General features: G+C 45.1%; 15 protein-coding genes. 13 read left to right on the top strand and 2 right to left on the bottom strand.

What is annotated here, in order from left to right; translation table 11 throughout:
* Positions 1-17: 17 nt before the first annotated feature.
* Entirely contained in the window at positions 18-986 is a 969-nt protein-coding gene (locus CW370_RS00315; RefSeq protein WP_024573574.1) for a hypothetical protein, read from the top strand.
* Here CW370_RS00315 and CW370_RS00320 read toward each other — a convergent pair.
* On the bottom strand, positions 918-1,571 hold the full coding sequence (locus CW370_RS00320) for a spore coat protein (protein ID WP_024573575.1): 654 nt from the start codon (positions 1,569-1,571) through the stop codon (positions 918-920). The two genes, CW370_RS00315 and CW370_RS00320, sit on opposite strands and share 69 nt — an antisense overlap.
* 82 nt (positions 1,572-1,653) lie before the next feature.
* On the opposite strand from CW370_RS00320, the gene yhcR reads away from it, so the two are divergent.
* Positions 1,654-5,298: an endonuclease YhcR gene (gene yhcR, locus CW370_RS00325; protein ID WP_101169433.1), complete on the top strand. Its 3,645-nt coding sequence runs from the start codon at positions 1,654-1,656 to the stop codon at positions 5,296-5,298.
* Positions 5,295-5,891 (top strand): sortase SrtA, encoded by a 597-nt coding sequence (gene srtA, locus CW370_RS00330; RefSeq protein WP_024572803.1) that lies wholly within the window; start codon positions 5,295-5,297, stop codon positions 5,889-5,891. Before yhcR ends, srtA begins: the two co-directional genes overlap by 4 nt.
* 29 nt (positions 5,892-5,920) lie before the next feature.
* Here the strand turns inward: srtA and CW370_RS00335 are convergent, their stop codons facing one another.
* Positions 5,921-6,829, bottom strand: a complete 909-nt coding sequence (locus tag CW370_RS00335) for an RluA family pseudouridine synthase (RefSeq protein WP_024572802.1) — start codon at positions 6,827-6,829, stop codon at positions 5,921-5,923.
* Positions 6,830-6,939: 110 nt separating this feature from the next.
* Between CW370_RS00335 and CW370_RS00340 the strand changes: the two genes are divergently transcribed.
* The 10 genes from CW370_RS00340 to pgcA all read left to right on the top strand — a co-directional run bounded on the left by CW370_RS00340 (position 6,940) and on the right by pgcA (position 18,814).
* Positions 6,940-7,335: a YhcU family protein gene (locus CW370_RS00340; RefSeq protein WP_003233401.1), complete on the top strand. Its 396-nt coding sequence runs from the start codon at positions 6,940-6,942 to the stop codon at positions 7,333-7,335.
* A 136-nt stretch (positions 7,336-7,471) separates the two neighbouring features.
* Positions 7,472-7,894 (top strand): CBS domain-containing protein, encoded by a 423-nt coding sequence (locus tag CW370_RS00345; RefSeq protein WP_003245462.1) that lies wholly within the window; start codon positions 7,472-7,474, stop codon positions 7,892-7,894.
* A 126-nt stretch (positions 7,895-8,020) separates the two neighbouring features.
* Positions 8,021-8,683 (top strand): HAD family hydrolase, encoded by a 663-nt coding sequence (locus tag CW370_RS00350; RefSeq protein WP_003245030.1) that lies wholly within the window; start codon positions 8,021-8,023, stop codon positions 8,681-8,683.
* A 15-nt stretch (positions 8,684-8,698) separates the two neighbouring features.
* The gene (locus CW370_RS00355; RefSeq protein WP_003239590.1) at positions 8,699-10,240 is read left to right on the top strand and encodes a bifunctional GNAT family N-acetyltransferase/carbon-nitrogen hydrolase family protein; all 1,542 of its coding nucleotides are present in this window, start codon (positions 8,699-8,701) and stop codon (positions 10,238-10,240) included.
* A gap of 420 nt (positions 10,241-10,660) precedes the next feature.
* A complete protein-coding gene (locus CW370_RS00360) occupies positions 10,661-12,013 on the top strand; it encodes an aspartate aminotransferase family protein (RefSeq protein WP_101169434.1) in 1,353 nt (450 codons plus the stop codon).
* A gap of 27 nt (positions 12,014-12,040) precedes the next feature.
* Positions 12,041-12,619 (top strand): glycerol uptake operon antiterminator GlpP, encoded by a 579-nt coding sequence (gene glpP / locus CW370_RS00365; protein ID WP_101169435.1) that lies wholly within the window; start codon positions 12,041-12,043, stop codon positions 12,617-12,619.
* Positions 12,620-12,797: 178 nt separating this feature from the next.
* Positions 12,798-13,622 carry a glycerol uptake facilitator protein GlpF gene (gene glpF / locus CW370_RS00370; protein WP_003233386.1) on the top strand — a complete coding sequence of 275 codons (825 nt, stop codon included), beginning with the start codon at positions 12,798-12,800 and terminating at the stop codon, positions 13,620-13,622.
* Between the two features lie 18 nt (positions 13,623-13,640).
* Positions 13,641-15,131, top strand: coding sequence for a glycerol kinase GlpK (gene glpK, locus CW370_RS00375; protein ID WP_003233384.1), 1,491 nt, complete (start codon positions 13,641-13,643; stop codon positions 15,129-15,131).
* Between the two features lie 140 nt (positions 15,132-15,271).
* On the top strand, positions 15,272-16,939 hold the full coding sequence (glpD, locus tag CW370_RS00380) for a glycerol-3-phosphate dehydrogenase (protein ID WP_015715569.1): 1,668 nt from the start codon (positions 15,272-15,274) through the stop codon (positions 16,937-16,939).
* A 129-nt stretch (positions 16,940-17,068) separates the two neighbouring features.
* The gene (gene pgcA, locus CW370_RS00385) at positions 17,069-18,814 is read left to right on the top strand and encodes a phosphoglucomutase (protein ID WP_042977697.1); all 1,746 of its coding nucleotides are present in this window, start codon (positions 17,069-17,071) and stop codon (positions 18,812-18,814) included.
* The last annotated feature ends 70 nt before the right edge of the window (positions 18,815-18,884 follow it).

The raw sequence follows: 18,884 nt of genomic DNA on the forward strand, positions 1-18,884 counted from the left end.
CTCAGGGAGGGAGACGTTTGCGGGATGGCATAGGAAAGCGTGCGGCATCCGCTCTATTCCTGTGCGGAGTCCTTGTGATGCTGGCTGTAAGCTCAGCCATCGTATCAAGCGCGATGTATATCCTGTCTTTTCCAGGTCAGGCATCTGGAATAACAAAAGAACAAGTGACGAAGCACATGAAGAAAGAGTCATTCAAACAGGCCGATATTTATTACACTTCTAAGGAAAAGTCCTTACTGCCATTGACGAAAGAAACGCTTGAATATGCGGTCAGTATTAATCAGATTATGATTGGATATTCGAATCAAAAGCCTATCGACATTATTTTTTTTCCTAATGAAAAACAGATGGAGGCTTACTCCGGTTTATTGGATGTAGTTGGTTTTTATTCTGAACGGGAGCAGCTGATCGGATTGTTGCCTGAAGAGAAAAAGAAACTGTTAGAAGGGGACGAGGTAGCGGTTTATTTGTACCAGAGATTGTTGATTCATGAATACTCGCACCATGCGTTTCACCAGAAATTGAAGGAGCTTGAGACGGATCCCGATGAGTTTCCGTTATGGTTTCATGAAGGGTTAAGCGAGTGGATTGCGAACTATGAATTGCTCATAGATCCGATCACGTTTTCTGTCGTGCCCTTTGACCGTTTGCAGACTGATCGAGACTGGCAGGAAGCCAGAGCCGAATATGACACTGATGTCTATTTGCAAAGCTTTTATATGATCGATGAGCTGACGGACAAATACGGGAAAGACATTATTTCAGAAATGATTAAGGAAACGGCAAAAAAAGGGGACTTTGAAAAAGGGTTTAAATCAGCAACAAAGGAAAGTCTTGATCAATTTGAAAAAGATTTTAAGAAAAAATTTGAAAAAAACAGTGCGGCATTGGATAGTATCTATCCAATGCCTTTGTTATTAGTGAAGTCCTTGCTGACCCATTCCGCCTTGTGTCGGAGGCATTTGTCCTTGGGCAGGATCGAATGAATTTCTCAGCTGTTCCATATCCTGCGCATCAAGCTGAGGAACCTGGTAATAGCCGTGTTTGTTTTGGTATAGGAAAATTTCAAATGCCATTTCAACATACTCCTGAATTTGCGCAGACAGTACGCGTCTTACGGCCGGATTTGTCATTTCCAGAGAAGCCATCGTCAGCATAGAAGCTTGTGCTTTAATCGCGCAAAGCATTTGTCGGCTGATGATGCTGTCATCAATATCATTCATGGATTGAACAGGTTTTTTAGGCTGTGACGGCTGCATGCCGTAAACAGTCTGGTTGTCTTCCTTCATCATATAAGTTGCTGTTTTTTGTGAAGGTTCGCTTCCTGTTTTGAAGCATTCTGCAGTTATATTGTATTGAGATGTGATGAATTGATGTTGACGATCAAGGATGTTTAGTAATTCTTGATCCTTACAGAATTGTCTCAGCATCATAAACTGATCAAGCACAGTAAGTGTTCCGGAAAGCACCTCATGCATATCAAACATTTCATGTCCGCCGTGGTTTTTATGCGGTTTGCCAGGAATACCTTTGTTCATTTGGGATTGCTGCTGCTGATTGAACTGATCCAAACCGAATTCCTCCTTTTTTTTCAGATCAGCTGTATTTTGTGTCAGTCTGCCGTGTATTATGCAGAAGCCTGAAAGGAATTATATGCTGTCTGTCGAAATGATAAGCAGACAAAATCGTTGTCATTATGTGTATAAGGGAGGAAATATGATGAGGCGTATTCTGCATATTGTGTTGATCACGGCATTAATGTTCTTAAATGTAATGTACACGTTCGAAGCTGTAAAGGCAGCTGAACCGCAACAGCCTATATCGATTGAGAAGGCAATACAGCAAAAAGAAGGACAGGCGCTTGTCGAAGGATATGCAGTCGGCCAGGCTGTTTCCCCGCAGCATTATAAGCTGACAAGCCCTTTTTCAAATGATTATAATGTTGCGCTGGCAGACCGTAAAAACGAAACATCGCCCGAACACATCCTTCCTGTGCAAATCCCCTCCGCCTTCAGAAGCCAATTTGGGCTGCAAACCAATCCGCTTCTTCTTGGGAAAAAGATAACGGTTCAAGGAAAGCTTGAAAATTACTTTAACACGACAGGACTTAAAAACGTTCAGTCGATGAACGTAACCGATGACACGAAAACTCCGCCGGCTGAACAGCAAGTGACCATAAATGAAGCACGGGGAAGGCTGAATGAAGAAGTAACGATAAAAGGGATCATTACAGCTGATCAAAACGCAATCGGAGGCGGGAAGCTGTCGACCTTTTTGCAAGATGAAACCGGAGGCATTAACATTTATTCGCCATCCCCTGAACAATTTCCCGAATTAAAAGAGGGTATGGATGTCACGGTGACAGGGAAAATCACGTCTTACCAGGGGCTGAAAGAAATCGTTCCAAGCTCATCAGGCATCAAAATCAACCAGTCAAATCAATCCCTCCCCGCCCCCAAACACTTAACAATCAATGAACTTATTAACGGCAGCCTAGGTGATCAGTATGAAGGAAGCCTTGTGAAACTAACCGCTTTTGTTTCCTCAATTCCAAGTTCTCCTGCCGGCGGCGGTTACAATGTAACAATGATTGATGACGACCATCATGCAATGACGCTCCGGGTTATGAATGAAACAGTGATAAACGAGCTTGATGAGGGCAAATGGTATGAATTTACCGGTGTGTTAAGCAGATACCAAACCTTTCAGCTGCTTCCGCGAAAATCGGCTGACCTGAAGCTGCTTGAAGAGCAGCCCGCACCTCCGTCTGCAGAGGGAGAATATGAAGGGATTGTTGACCGGGTTGTTGACGGCGATACCATTCATCTCAAATCTCCGGTGCTTGGAACGACAAAAATCCGGTTTGTAAATGTAGATACACCTGAAACATATCACACACCAAAAAATGACGCAGATGAAAATCAATTAAGATTTGGCAAAAAAGCATCTGACTATCTAAAAACGGTTCTGTCCCCAGGTGATAAAATTACTGTCAAGGTCGGGAGTGAAGCCAAGGACAGCTATGGCAGACTGCTCGGACAAGTCATAACCGAATCAGGATCAAACGTGAACTTAGAGCTTGTAAAAAACGGCTATGCTCCGACGTATTTTATTTGGCCGGTTGACAATGAAGAGGATTATCAGCAATTTCAGGCCGCAGTAGCCGCTGCAAAAAAAGATCAAAAAGGAATTTGGAATGAAAACGATCCCCTCATGGAAATGCCGTTTGAATTCAGAGCCAGAGAGCAAGGGAAAGGCCTGACAAGATATGTGGGGGACTCGTCGAATAAAACATATGTGCAGCCAGCTGATTGGAAGAAGATAGCTGTGGAAAACAGAATTTTCTTCGCCTCAGCAAGTGAAGCGGAGAGCGCGGGATATAAAAAAAGGCAAACGGCACCTCAAGAACATGTGCCGCTTAGAATTCTCAGCATGAATGATTTGCATGGCAAAATCGATCAGCAATATGAGCTTGATCTTGATGGAAATGGAACTGCAGACGGCACGTTTGGACGCATGGATTATGCCGCCGCATATTTAAAAGAAAAAAAGGCTGAAAAGAAAAACTCGCTGATTGTGCACGCGGGAGATATGATCGGCGGAAGCTCTCCAGTTTCCTCTCTTCTTCAGGATGAACCGACTGTAGAACTGATGGAGGACATCGGATTTGATGTCGGAACCGTGGGAAACCACGAATTTGATGAAGGCACGGATGAACTTCTGAGGATCTTAAATGGCGGTGATCATCCGAAAGGCACAAGCGGATATGATGGACAGAACTTTCCCCTTGTATGTGCCAATTGTAAAATGAAATCAACTGGAGAGCCCTTTTTGCCGGCTTATGACATCATAAATGTGGAGGGCGTACCCGTTGCTTTTATCGGGGTTGTCACACAGTCGGCAGCTGGCATGGTTATGCCTGAAGGAATAAAAAATATCGAGTTTACAGATGAAGCAACAGCGGTGAATAAGGCGGCCGAAGAGCTCAAGAAAAAAGGCGTGAAGGCCATCGCGGTTCTCGCACATATGTCAGCTGAACAAAACGGCAACGCCATTACCGGTGAGTCTGCTGATCTTGCAAACAAAACAGATTCTGAAATTGACGTGATTTTTGCCGCGCATAATCATCAGGTTGTTAACGGTGAAGTGAATGGAAAACTGATTGTTCAAGCGTTTGAATATGGAAAAGCGATAGGTGTCGTTGATGTAGAGATCGATAAAACGACAAAAGACATTGTCAAAAAGTCCGCGGAAATCGTATATGTTGATCAAAGTAAAATCGAACCGGATGTCAGCGCGTCAGCCATTTTAAAGAAATACGAAGCTATTGCGGAACCGATTATCAGCGAGGTAGTCGGCGAAGCCGCTGTTGATATGGAAGGGGGGTATTCAAATGACGGCGATACACCTCTTGGAAACCTGATTGCGGATGGAATGAGAACTGCCATGAAAACGGATTTCGCCCTTATGAATGGCGGCGGCATACGTGAAACGCTGAAGAAGGGCCCGATTACGTGGGGAGATCTTTACAATATTCAGCCGTTTGGAAATGTGTTAACGAAGCTTGAGATTAAAGGAAAAGATTTAAGAGAGATTATCAATGCTCAAATCTCGCCGGTTTTTGGGCCTGACTACAGCATCAGCGGGTTTACGTATACGTGGGATAAAGAAACCGGAAAAGCAGTTGATATGAAAATGGCAGATGGCACCGAGATCCAGCCCGATGCCACATATACATTGACCGTCAACAACTTTATGGCGACGGCGACAGGAGCCAAATATCAGCCAATCGGACTGCTGGGAAAAAATCCGGTGACAGGGCCTGAGGATTTGGAAGCGACAGTTGAGTACGTGAAGAGTTTTGATGAGCCAATTGCGTATACAAAAGAGGGAAGAATTAAGCTTGCTGAAGCCAGTGATATTGAAGACCCTGTAACAGAAGACCCGATTACGGAAGAGCCTGGAGATGATCCGGGGACGGAGGATCCGATTAAAGAGGATCCAAGGCCAGGTGAAGATTTGCCTGATATAAAAGAAACTCCGGGAACAGCACCGGTTCATCAGCTGCCGCCTTCAGCCATTTCGAGATTCGATGAAATACCTATCAATAACACAAAAAACGCTGCTAATAGCATCAGCACATTGCCGTTACAAACCGAGACTGCGGAAAGCGGGTCTGATCATCAGCTTCCGGATACGTCAGCGGGCTACTATAACTTTATGGTAATCGGTGCGGCGGTGACATTGTCAGGAACTTATCTATATGTCAGAAGAAAAAGGAGCGCCTCCAGAACGTGAAAAAAGTTATTCCACTATTCATCATTGCTGCCGGCCTAGTGATCGCAGGCTATGGAGGCTTTAAATTGATCGATACGAATATGAAAACGGAACAGACATTAAAAGAAGCAAAACTTGCGGCTGAAAAGCCGCAGGAACCTTTGGGGACGAAAAATAGCACAGATCAAGCAAAGAACAAAGCATCATTTAAGCCTGAGACAGGCCAAGCGAGCGGCATTTTAGAAATACCGAAAATCAATGCAGAGCTTCCGATCGTGGAGGGCACCGATGCTGATGATTTAGAAAAAGGTGTCGGGCATTACAAGGACAGCTATTATCCTGATGAAAACGGGCAAATTGTGCTGTCGGGGCATCGGGATACCGTGTTTCGCCGGACGGGAGAGCTGGAAAAGGGGGATCAGCTCCGTCTTCTCCTGTCATATGGAGAATTCACATATGAAATTGTAAAAACAAAAATTGTCGATAAGGATGACACATCTATTATCACGCTCCAGCATGAAAAGGAGGAGCTTATTCTGACGACCTGCTATCCGTTTTCATACGTCGGAAATGCCCCGAAACGCTATATTATATATGGAAAACGAGTGACTTAAAAAGCCGAGGCAGTGCCTGCGGCTTTTCTTCATGAAAAATATGTGCGGCAAAGTTTTTCCATATCAGCAGGGAAAGGGGCTTCAGCAACTATGAGCTCGTCTGTTATCGGGTGAACCGCTTGTACTTTATTGGCGTGCAGCGCCTGCCTGTTTAGCAGCTTGCTCCCGCCTCCGTAAAGCGAGTCTCCTGTCAACGGATAGCCGAGGCTCGCCATATGAACACGAATTTGGTGTGTTCTGCCTGTTTCCAGCTCTAATTCAACGAGCGACAGCCGTTCTTTAGCATTGCTGGCCATTACCTTGAAATGAGTGACGGCTGTTTGCCCGCCTGGTGAAACCCGGCGTCTTGTCGGGTGTGATCGGTCTCTGCCGATCGGTGAATTAATTGTCCCTTTTTTCGTCCGTAGCTTACCTTCAGCGATGGCGGTATACGTACGCTTCAGCGTCTTTTTCTCTAACTGCTGGTCTAAGATGGCGTGTGCCAAACGATGCTTGGCAAAAATGATAGCGCCAGATGTATCCTGATCAAGACGATGGACGTGGCGCACCTTACATGTTTCGCCATTTATCTGATAATGATACGCGATCAAATTAGCCAGTGTGCCGGTTTGCCCATCCTCATTCGGATGCGTCGCTATGCCAGCGGGTTTATTGACGATGAGCATATGATTGTCCTCATATAAAATATCAAGCTCGCCATACTCCGGAATGACCGAAGATGCTTCACTTTCCTGAAGATCAATGAACACGCGGTCTCCCTTTTTTACAATCATATTGTTTAAGACGGATTCGTGATTGACCTTTATCTGTTGATGGGACATCCAGTCTTGTATCACTGGTTTAGAAGCTTTGAGCGCTGTTTTGAGTACGGAAAACAGCCATTGGCCGTCCTGCTTTTCATTGATGAGGATCTCAAGCCCTCTGCCTTTTTGGTTCATGTTAAATGGCTCCTTTTCGAAGCGGAAGGCTGCTGTTTCTCATAGGAAACACTTACCTTAGCTTTCGCGTTTTTTTCTGTGCTATTCTTGAGTAAGACTTAGGATATTCGATGGCAAGAAAGGTGATTGACGTGAGAATTGTGAACGCAGCAACTGCAGAACAGGAGAGCTTTATCAAGGAGCTGTCTATGGAGTTGATCCATGATGTATTTCCTCTTTATTTCTCCGAACTGGACATTCAGCGCTTTAAAAAGAAAGGCGTTCTGTCTTTAAATAACCATTATTACCAAGGAACATTAAAAGAAGCATTTCAAATTATGGCTTGTCTGCAAATGATACATATTATCCTGACCAAGCCTTCGCCGCACTCTGATTTAAGTGATCAGGCGATTTTTGAAAAAAACAGCAAGATGCTGAATGATTTTGGGATTTATTTTCCGTTTGCTTTTTCTGACTTTCAAAAGAAGACTAACAAAGCCTTTTTCGGTCAAAGAAGGCTGATATAATCATGCGGCAAGGGCTTTTCTATTTTTAGAAAAGCTCTTTTTGTATCAGAGAAATCATATCATAAAACCTTTCCTCTAACTCCCTTTTTAAACGGCTCGTGTCTGAACATACTAATGATTGAAAGGGGTGCTGACAATGAGTTCAGTTAAAGATACAATGACAACGCAGGTGGCAACCGTTTCTCCGAATCAAACGATTCAGGAAGCGGCTTCTCTAATGAAACAGCATAACGTCGGGGCGATCCCCGTTGTAGAGCAAGGTGTTTTAAAAGGAATGCTGACTGACCGTGACATTGCATTAAGAACTACAGCTCAGGGCCGTGATGGCCAGACACCCGTTTCAGAAGTGATGTCAACAGAACTCGTATCAGGAAACCCTAATATGAGTCTGGAAGACGCGTCGCAGCTGATGGCCCAGCACCAAATCCGCCGCCTTCCTATTGTAGATCAAAACAATCTAGTCGGGATCGTTGCGCTTGGAGACCTGGCAGTCAATCAGATGTCGAACGAGTCTGCGGGATCAGCGCTGACAAACATTTCTCACCAAAACATTCATTAATAAGAAAGAGCTTGCAGTGTGCAGGCTCTTTCTTCACATAAAACCTTACTTTTTGAAAGCAGACTTGTTTCGGGGTATAGTGAGTGTATACATATGTCTCAATTCGTACTAAAGGAGTTGTACCCAGTGATTAAAGCGTTAATTTTTGATTTTGACGGGCTTATTCTAGATACAGAAACACACGAATATGAGGTTCTTCAGGAAATATTTGAAGAGCACGGCTCAGTGCTGCCGCTATCTGTCTGGGGAAAGGTCATCGGAACTGCTGCGGGTTTCCGGCCTTTTGAATATTTAGAAGAGCAGATCGGGAAAAAGCTGAACCATGAAGAGCTCACACAATTGAGAAGAGAGCGGTTTGCCAAACGCATGGAATCAGAAAAAGCGAGACCTGGTGTCGAAGCGTATTTGAATGCGGCAAAGGATTTAGGCTTAAAAATAGGCCTTGCCTCCAGCTCTGATTATAAATGGGTGTCCGGCCATTTGAAGCAAATCGGCCTGTTTGATGATTTTGAAGTTATTCAAACGGCTGATGATGTGGAAGAGGTGAAGCCGAATCCTGAACTCTATTTATTGGCGGCAAAGAACCTGGGGGTATCGCCAGCGGAATGTCTCGCGTTTGAGGATTCTGTCAATGGTTCGATTGCTGCGAAACGCGCAGGAATGAAGTGTGTCATTGTCCCGAATAAAGTAACGGGCACCTTGATGTTTGAAGACTATGATCACAGGCTTGAATCAATGGCGGAAATGGAGCTCGCCCTATTGCTTGATCATCTGAACTCACAAAACTAGAAAGGAGCGAGTAGGTTGTCTGAGAAATTAGATTTGACCCGGTTTGAAAAGAAAATGGTTATCCGCAATATCGAAGAGAAAGACATCGACAAGATTATCGATCTTCAAAAGGACTGCTTTCCGGGGATGGAACCTTGGAAGCGAGAGCATTTAATCAGCCATTTGGAGCATTTTCCAGAAGGACAGTTTTGTGCAGAATTCGAAGGTGAAATTATCGGTTCGTGCTCAAGTCTCCTGATTAACTTTGATGAATATGATGACCGCCATACGTGGCAGGACATTACAGATGACGGTTATATCACCAACCATAATCCTGACGGCTTGAATATGTACGGAATTGAAGTCATGGTGCACCCGAAATACAGACGAATGAAGATCGGCCACCGTTTGTACGAGGCGAGAAAGGACTTAGCCAGACGCTTAAACCTGAAAAGCATCATCATAGGCGGACGGATTCCAAACTATCACAAATATGCAGATGAAATGACAGCGAGAGAGTATGTTGAACAGGTGACACGCCACCAAATATACGATCCGGTTCTTTCTTTTCAGCTGATGAACGGCTTTACCCTTATGCGAATTAACCCGAATTATCTCCCAGATGATACAGCTTCGATCAAGTATGCGACGCTGATGGAATGGAATAATGTCGATTATCTACCTCAGCAGACAAAACGCTATTATAAATCGGCGTTCCCTGTTAGAATTTGTGTGATCCAATACGAAATGAAGAAAATTTATTCCTTTGAGGAATTTGCGAATCAAGTAGAATACTATGTCGATGTTGCTTCAGACGCAAGATCTGATTTTGCGGTGTTCCCGGAAATTTTCACAACCCAGCTGATGTCCTTCCTTGAGGAACGGTCACCGAGCTTGGCGGTGCAGAGAATTACCGAGTATACAGAAGATTACATCAGCCTGTTTACTGACTTGGCTGTGAAGTATAACGTCAACATTATCGGCGGATCTCATTTCGTCGAAGAGGAAGGCAAGATCTATAATATCGCTTACCTGTTCAGACGGGACGGAACAATCGAAAAGCAATACAAACTCCATATTACGCCGAATGAACGCAAATGGTGGGGGATCAGCGCAGGTGACCAGGTTCGCGTGTTTGATACGGACTGCGGAAAAATCGCGATCCAGATCTGTTATGACATTGAATTTCCTGAGCTTGCCCGGATTGCGGCTGATAAAGGAGCCAAAATCATCTTTACGCCATTTTGTACAGAAGACCGTCAAGGCTATCTGCGTGTCAGATACTGTTCGCAGGCAAGAGCGGTTGAAAATCAAATTTATACGGTTATCTCGGGAACGGTTGGAAACCTTCCGCAAACGGAAAACATGGATATCCAATACGCCCAGTCAGGCATCTTTGCCCCGTCTGATTTTGAATTCGCCCGAGACGGCATTGTTGGCGAAACAAACCCGAATATTGAAATGGTCGTCATCGGCGATGTTGACCTGGAAATTCTCAGAAGACAGCGCCAAAACGGTACAGTGCGCCAGCTAAAAGACAGACGGCGTGATATTTATCATATTCAATATAAAAAATAATTCCCAAAAAACCCGCCTGAATTGGCGGGTTTTTTTAACAAAAGCGGAATTGTTTAGGTGCTTTCTTTAAAATAAAAGTAAATTGTATAGTGGAGGTGCCTTATGGAGTTTCTGTATTTTCGCCATTTCCTATATCATACAGAAAACGGCTAGGCTTCACATTGCTATTGCAATGGCTGTCCAAGTTGTTTCGAGTGCGACCCCTTTATCAGTACGATGCTGAGCATTGTCACTTTGCCTGTTTTGCTTTGGATGCTGCATCCTCTTTCTTCTTGAGAAAGAGGATGTTTTATATTTACACGGTTTATTGACTCTGACCCGGTCTGGCTTTATATTGAAGGCAGGGAAATCATCACCAAGACATCACATAAAGAGAAGGTCTGTTTCAATTGAATTGGCATTATAGGGAACGCTAATGAAATGGAGATGATGGGGATGGAAAACATTCAGCAAAATCAGGGATTAAAGCAAAAAGATGAGCAATTTGTGTGGCATGCCATGAAGGGAGCGCATCAAGCGGACAGCCTGATCGCCCAGAAGGCCGAGGGGGCCTGGGTAACCGACATAGACGGACGCCGCTATTTGGATGCGATGTCCGGTTTGTGGTGCGTCAACATTGGTTACGGCAGAAAGGAGCTTGCGGAGGCTGCCTATGAGCAACTAAAGGAGCTGCCTTACTACCCGTTAACGCAAAGTCACGCACCCGCAATTCAACTGGCGGAAAAGCTGAATAAATGGCTTGGCGGCGATTATGTTATCTTTTTTTCCAACAGCGGATCGGAAGCAAACGAAACTGCTTTTAAAATTGCCCGCCAGTACCATCTGCAAAACGGCGACCACAGCCGTTATAAATTCATCTCAAGATATCGGGCATACCACGGCAATACATTGGGAGCGCTCTCAGCTACCGGACAGGCGCAGCGGAAATATAAATACGAGCCTTTGAGCCAAGGATTTCTGCATGCAGCTCCGCCAGATATATACCGGAATCCTGATGATGCAGACACGCTTGAAAGCGCAAATGAAATCGACCGCATCATGACATGGGAATTAAGCGAAACGATTGCCGGGGTCATTATGGAGCCCATCATTACAGGCGGGGGCATCCTAATGCCGCCGGACGGATATATGAAAAAGGTGGAGGACATTTGCCGGCGCCACGGAGCCCTTTTGATTTGCGATGAAGTGATCTGCGGATTTGGACGGACAGGTGAGCCGTTCGGGTTTATGCACTACGGTGTGAAGCCTGATATCATTACGATGGCAAAGGGAATCACAAGCGCGTATCTGCCATTGTCAGCGACTGCTGTGAAACGGGACATTTTCGAAGCGTATCAGGGGGAAGCTCCTTATGACCGTTTCCGCCACGTGAACACGTTCGGCGGAAGCCCGGCTGCCTGTGCCTTGGCGTTGAAAAACCTGCAAATTATGGAGGACGAACAGCTGATTCAGCGATCCCGCGATCTTGGAGCAAAGCTTTTAGGTGAGCTTCAAGCTCTGAGAGAACACCCGGCAGTCGGGGATGTTAGAGGAAAAGGGCTGCTGATCGGAATCGAACTCGTCAAAGACAAATTGACTAAAGAGCCGGCTGATGCTGCCAAAGTAAACCAAGTGGTTGCGGCGTGCAAAGAAAAAGGGCTGATCATCGGCAAAAACGGCGATACAGTCGCCGGTTACAACAACGTCATCCAGCTCGCACCGCCATTTTGCCTGACAGAAGAGGACCTTTCCTTTATCGTGAAAACGGTGAAAGAAAGCTTTCAAACGATATAATATAAAAGTGATTTATTAAAGGAGCACATGATGAGTTTTCACAACCAGCCGATTTTACCGGCTATTCGCAATATGAAGCAATTTGATGAGTTTTTGAACAGTTCGTTCTCTTACGGTGTTATTCTTGATATTCATCTCGGCCAGCTGAAGGGCGTGATCAAAGAAGCGCAAAAGCACGGAAAGAACATGATGGTGCACGTCGATCTCATTCAAGGGATTAAGCATGACGAATACGGTGCGGAATTTATATGTCAGGATATCAAGCCCGCTGGGATTATTTCCACAAGATCGAACGTGATTGCCAAAGCGAAGCAGAAGAAAATTTATGCCATTCAGCGCCTGTTTTTGCTTGATACAAGCGCGATGGAGAAAAGCATGGAGTTTATCGGCAAGCATAAGCCTGACTTCATCGAAGTGCTTCCCGGCATCGTTCCGTCACTCATTCAGGAAATAAAAGAGAAAACAGGGATTCCCATCTTTGCCGGGGGGTTCATCCGTACGGAAGAGGATGTAGAGCAGGCATTGAAAGCGGGGGCTGTAGCTGTCACAACATCTAATACCAAATTGTGGAAAAAATATGAAAACTTTTTGACGGAAAATGATTGACACCGCTTTCATGCACTGATACAATTGCACTAGGTTAATACATTGTGATGGAGAACTCGGAGACCACAGCAGCTCTTTACGGCAAATGTTTATGCACCCGTAAAGCGGTTTGTTGTGGTTTTTTTATTCTCTTCTTCTCTATCATGCTTTTTAATCGTGACTTTAGGAGGAATGTGCTATGACAGCATTTTGGGGAGAAGTCATCGGTACGATGCTGCTTATCATTTTTGGTGCAGGTGTTTGTGCAGGTGTCAATTTAAAGAAATCGCTTTCATTTCAGTCTGGCTGGATTGTTGTTGTATTTGGATGGGGATTGGGTGTTGCGATGGCGGCATACGCGGTTGGCGGCATCAGCGGTGCCCATTTGAATCCGGCGCTAACGATAGCGCTTGCATTTGTAGGAGATTTTCCTTGGAAAGAGGTTCCGGTTTATATTGCGGCGCAAATGATCGGAGCGATCATCGGTGCGGTGATTATCTATCTGCATTACCTCCCGCACTGGAAGTCAACGGATGATCCCGCTGCCAAGCTGGGTGTTTTCTCAACAGGGCCCAGCATTCCGCATACATTTGCAAACGTTTTAAGCGAAGTGATTGGGACATTTGTCCTTGTGCTTGGAATCTTGGCCATTGGGGCAAATCAATTTACAGAAGGACTTAATCCTTTAATCGTCGGTTTCCTCATTGTAGCAATCGGTATTTCTCTGGGAGGCACCACCGGCTATGCTATCAATCCTGCACGTGACTTAGGTCCGCGGATAGCCCACGCTTTTCTTCCGATTCCGGGGAAGGGCTCATCAAACTGGAAATACGCATGGGTTCCGGTAGTCGGCCCGATTTTAGGCGGATCATTCGGCGGCGTATTTTACAACGCTGCATTTAAAGGGCACATCACAAGCAGCTTCTGGATTGTAAGCGTTATATTGGTTGTGGTATTGTTAGGACTCTATGTTTATACGAAATCACATTCTGCTAAAACATTATCAAATTCAAAATATATTTAATCAAAGGGGAGACATCTTATGGAAACGTACATTTTATCCTTAGATCAGGGGACGACAAGTTCAAGAGCGATTCTGTTTAATAAAGAAGGCAAAATCGTTCACTCTGCTCAAAAGGAATTTACACAATACTTCCCGCATCCTGGCTGGGTTGAGCATAATGCCAATGAAATTTGGGGCTCTGTCCTCGCGGTTATCGCCTCAGTCATCTCTGAATCAGGAATCAGCGCTTCTCAAATTGCCGGCATCGGCATCACGAACCAGCGCGAGACGACGGTTGTGTGGGATAAAGATACAGGAAGTCCTGTCTATAATGCAATCGTTTGGCAGTCCAGACAGACGTCCGGCATTTGTGAGGAACTTCGTGAAAAAGGATATAATGATAAATTCAGAGAAAAAACTGGGCTTTTAATCGATCCATACTTCTCCGGCACGAAGGTGAAGTGGATTTTAGACAATGTGGAAGGCGCAAGAGAAAAAGCGGAAAAAGGCGAGCTGTTGTTTGGAACGATTGATACATGGCTCATTTGGAAAATGTCAGGCGGAAAAGCGCATGTGACCGATTACTCCAATGCCTCAAGAACACTGATGTTTAATATTTACGATTTAAAATGGGACGATGAACTGCTCGACATTCTAGGCGTACCGAAATCCATGCTCCCTGAAGTGAAGCCGTCCTCTCATGTGTATGCGGAGACTGTTGATTATCACTTCTTCGGAAAAAATATCCCGATTGCTGGAGCGGCAGGCGACCAGCAGTCCGCGCTGTTCGGCCAGGCATGCTTTGAAGAAGGCATGGGGAAAAACACTTACGGCACAGGATGTTTCATGCTGATGAATACCGGGGAAAAAGCAATTAAGTCCGAACATGGGCTTTTGACAACAATCGCTTGGGGCATTGACGGAAAAGTGAACTATGCGTTAGAAGGAAGCATTTTTGTCGCAGGCTCTGCCATCCAGTGGCTTAGAGACGGTTTGAGAATGTTCCAGGATTCATCGCTAAGCGAATCTTATGCAGAAAAAGTGGATTCAACTGACGGCGTGTATGTTGTTCCAGCATTTGTCGGACTGGGAACGCCTTACTGGGACAGCGATGTGCGCGGTTCGGTTTTCGGCCTGACAAGAGGGACAACAAAAGAGCACTTTATCCGTGCGACACTGGAGTCATTGGCTTATCAGACAAAAGATGTGCTTGACGCAATGGAAGCAGATTCAAACATTTCATTAAAGACGCTTCGTGTAGACGGAGGAGCTGTAAAAAACAATTTCCTAATGCAGTTCCAAGGAGACCTGTTGAATGTTCCTGTGGAGCGCCCGGAAATTAATGAAACGACTGCACTTGGCGCGGCTTATTTGGCGGGTATCGCTGTGGGATTCTGGAAGGACCGTTCTGAAATCGCGAACCAGTGGAATCTGGATAAACGGTTTGAGCCTGAATTAGAAGAAGAAAAACGAAATGAGCTGTATAAAGGCTGGCAAAAAGCCGTGAAAGCAGCTATGGCTTTCAAATAAAGTAATACTATGGTATAATGGTTACAAGTTAATAAGAACGGTCCTGAGATGAGGAGAGACCACAGCACCAAAGTGTAAGCATGCACTTTGGCTGTTGTGGTCTCTTTTTCTATTTACCGTGACAACAAGGAGGAAACGTAATGATGAAACATCAATTTTCAAGTCTTGAAAGAGATCGCATGCTGACAGACATGACGAAAAAAACATATGACCTATTTATTATCGGAGGAGGAATTACAGGAGCCGGAACAGCTCTTGACGCGGCATCAAGGGGAATGAAGGTCGCACTAAGCGAAATGCAGGACTTTGCGGCGGGAACATCAAGCCGATCAACGAAGCTGGTACATGGCGGCTTGCGCTATTTAAAACAATTTGAAGTGAAAATGGTCGCTGAGGTAGGAAAAGAGCGGGCGATTGTGTATGAAAACGGCCCGCATGTCACTACACCGGAATGGATGCTGCTTCCGTTTCATAAAGGCGGCACATTCGGTTCATTTACAACATCTATCGGGTTAAGAGTTTATGACTTCCTTGCAGGTGTGAAAAAGTCAGAACGAAGAAGCATGCTTTCAGCAAAAGAAACGCTGCAAAAAGAGCCTTTGGTGAAAAAAGACGGCTTAAAAGGCGGCGGGTACTATGTGGAATACCGCACTGACGATGCGAGACTGACCATCGAAGTCATGAAGGAAGCGGTGAAATTCGGGGCAGAGCCTGTGAATTACTCCAAAGTGAAGGAGCTTCTTTACGAAAAAGGCAAAGCCGTCGGCGTATTAATTGAAGATGTGCTGACAAAGAAAGAATATAAAGTGTATGCGAAAAAAATTGTCAATGCTACAGGCCCTTGGGTCGATCAGCTCAGAGAAAAAGACCATTCGAAAAACGGAAAGCATTTGCAGCATACAAAAGGCATTCACCTTGTATTTGACCAGTCTGTCTTTCCGCTGAAACAGGCTGTATATTTCGATACACCTGATGGACGGATGGTATTTGCGATTCCTCGTGAAGGCAAAACATACGTGGGAACAACAGACACTGTTTACAAAGAGGCGCTGGAGCATCCGCGGATGACAACGGAGGATCGTGATTATGTCATCAATTCAATCAATTACATGTTCCCGGAACTGAATATCACTGCGAATGACATCGAATCCAGCTGGGCGGGGCTGCGTCCGCTGATTCATGAAGAAGGCAAAGATCCTTCTGAAATTTCACGGAAAGACGAGATTTGGACATCTGACTCAGGCCTGATCACCATTGCCGGCGGAAAATTGACTGGATACAGAAAAATGGCGGAGCACATCGTTGATCTTGTCCGTGATCGCTTAAAAGAAGAAGGCGAAAAGGATTTTGGACCGTGTAAAACGAAAAACATGCCAATCTCTGGCGGGCACGTCGGCGGTTCGAAAAATCTCATGTCCTTCGTTACCGCAAAAACAAAAGAAGGAATTGCAGCCGGTTTATCAGAAAAAGACGCAAAACAGCTTGCGATCAGATACGGCTCTAACGTAGATCGCGTCTTTGACCGGGTAGAAGCGCTGAAAGATGAGGCCGCGAAACGCAACATTCCGGTTCATATTCTTGCTGAGGCAGAATACAGTATAGAAGAAGAGATGACTGCAACCCCTGCTGACTTCTTTGTCCGCAGAACGGGACGTTTATTTTTCGATATCAATTGGGTAAGAACATATAAAGATGCCGTTATTGATTTTATGAGCGAGCGATTCCAATGGGATGAGCAGGCGAAAAACAAACATACAGAAAACCTCAACAAGCTTTTACACGATGCGGTCGTACCGCTTGAGCAATAAATCATAACGGGCTGTCTGCAGCCCGTTATTTCTTTTTACGTAGAAAGGGCCAGATCTCAGGTTATCAAGTGACAGAGGCACCCGCTTCATATAAAATAATGGCATAAGCTGATACATAGGAGGACGAATATGACTTGGAGAAAGAGCTATGAACGCTGGAAACAGACAGAACATTTAGACCCGGAATTAAAAGAGCGCCTTATTGAATTAGAGGGGAATGAACAGGCCCTTGAGGACTGTTTCTATAAAGACCTTGAATTCGGTACCGGCGGAATGCGCGGGGAAATCGGCGCCGGGACAAATCGGATGAATATTTACACTGTGCGCAAAGCATCGGCCGGGTTTGCGGCATACATCTCGAAGCAAGGTGAGGAAGCGAAAAAACGGGGCGTTGTCATTGCTTATGATTCCCGCCATAAATCTCCGGAGTTCGCGATGGAAGCGGCAAAAACACTTGCGACACAAGGCATCCAAACATACGTGTTTGATGAGCTTCGCCCGACGCCAGAGCTGTCATTCGCTGTCAGACAGCTGAACGCTTATGGGGGAATTGTAGTAACGGCAAGCCATAACCCGCCTGAATATAACGGCTACAAAGTATACGGGGATGATGGCGGCCAGCTGCCTCCAAAGGAAGCGGACATCGTCATTGAGCAGGTAAACGCGATTGAAAATGAGCTGACGATCACAGTGGACGAAGAAAATAAGTTAAAAGAAAAAGGCTTAATCAAAATCATCGGTGAAGATATTGATAAAGTTTATACAGAAAAACTGACGTCCATTTCTGTACATCCTGAATTATCGGAAGAAGTAGATGTAAAGGTTGTTTTCACACCGCTGCATGGAACTGCAAATAAACCGGTCAGACGCGGACTTGAAGCACTCGGCTACAAAAATGTAACGGTTGTCAAAGAACAGGAACTGCCGGATTCAAACTTCTCCACTGTTACATCGCCAAACCCGGAAGAGCATGCGGCATTCGAATATGCCATTAAGCTTGGGGAGGAGCAGAATGCAGATATTCTCATCGCGACAGATCCTGATGCTGACCGCCTCGGCATCGCGGTGAAAAACGATCAAGGCAAATATACAGTGCTGACAGGAAACCAAACCGGAGCGCTGCTGCTTCATTACCTGCTTTCTGAAAAGAAAAAACAAGGCATCCTGCCTGATAACGGTGTTGTTCTCAAAACGATCGTCACAAGCGAAATCGGCCGTGCTGTAGCTTCTTCATTCGGCCTTGATACGATTGATACGCTGACAGGCTTTAAGTTTATCGGTGAAAAGATTAAGGAATACGAGGCATCAGGCCAGTATACCTTCCAATTCGGTTATGAAGAGAGCTACGGTTATTTAATCGGGGATTTTGCCCGCGATAAGGACGCCATTCAGGCTGCGCTTTTGGCAGTTGAAGTTTGCGCGTTCTATAAAAAACAGGGAATGTCTTTGTATGAGGCGCTCATCAATCTCTTTAACGAGTATGGTTTTTATCGTGAAGGGCTGAAATCCCTGACGCTGAAAGGCAAACAAGGAGCAGAGCAAATTGAAGCGATTCTTGCTTCCTTCAGACAAAATCCGCCGCAGAAAATGGCGGGCAAACAGGTTGTCACAGCAGAAGATTACGCTGTAAGCAAACGGACGCTTCTGACTGAAAACAAAGAAGAAGCCATCGACTTGCCAAAATCAAATGTATTGAAATACTTCCTGGAAGACGGGTCTTGGTTCTGTCTTCGTCCTTCTGGAACTGAGCCGAAGGTGAAATTTTATTTTGCCGTAAAAGGGTCATCTTTGGAAGACAGTGAACAGCGTCTTGCCGCCCTTTCTGAAGATGTAATGAAGACGGTGGATGAAATTGTTGAGTCGACGGCAAAATAATTCAAGTATGAGCTGGGTCATTGTAAATGATCCAGCTTTTTCTTTTTCTCATTCAAAAGTCTGAAAGAAA

Origin of the sequence: Bacillus sp. SN32 (assembly GCF_002837495.1) — a bacterium.
In the GTDB taxonomy this organism is placed as follows: Bacteria; Bacillota; Bacilli; order Bacillales; family Bacillaceae; genus Bacillus; species Bacillus subtilis.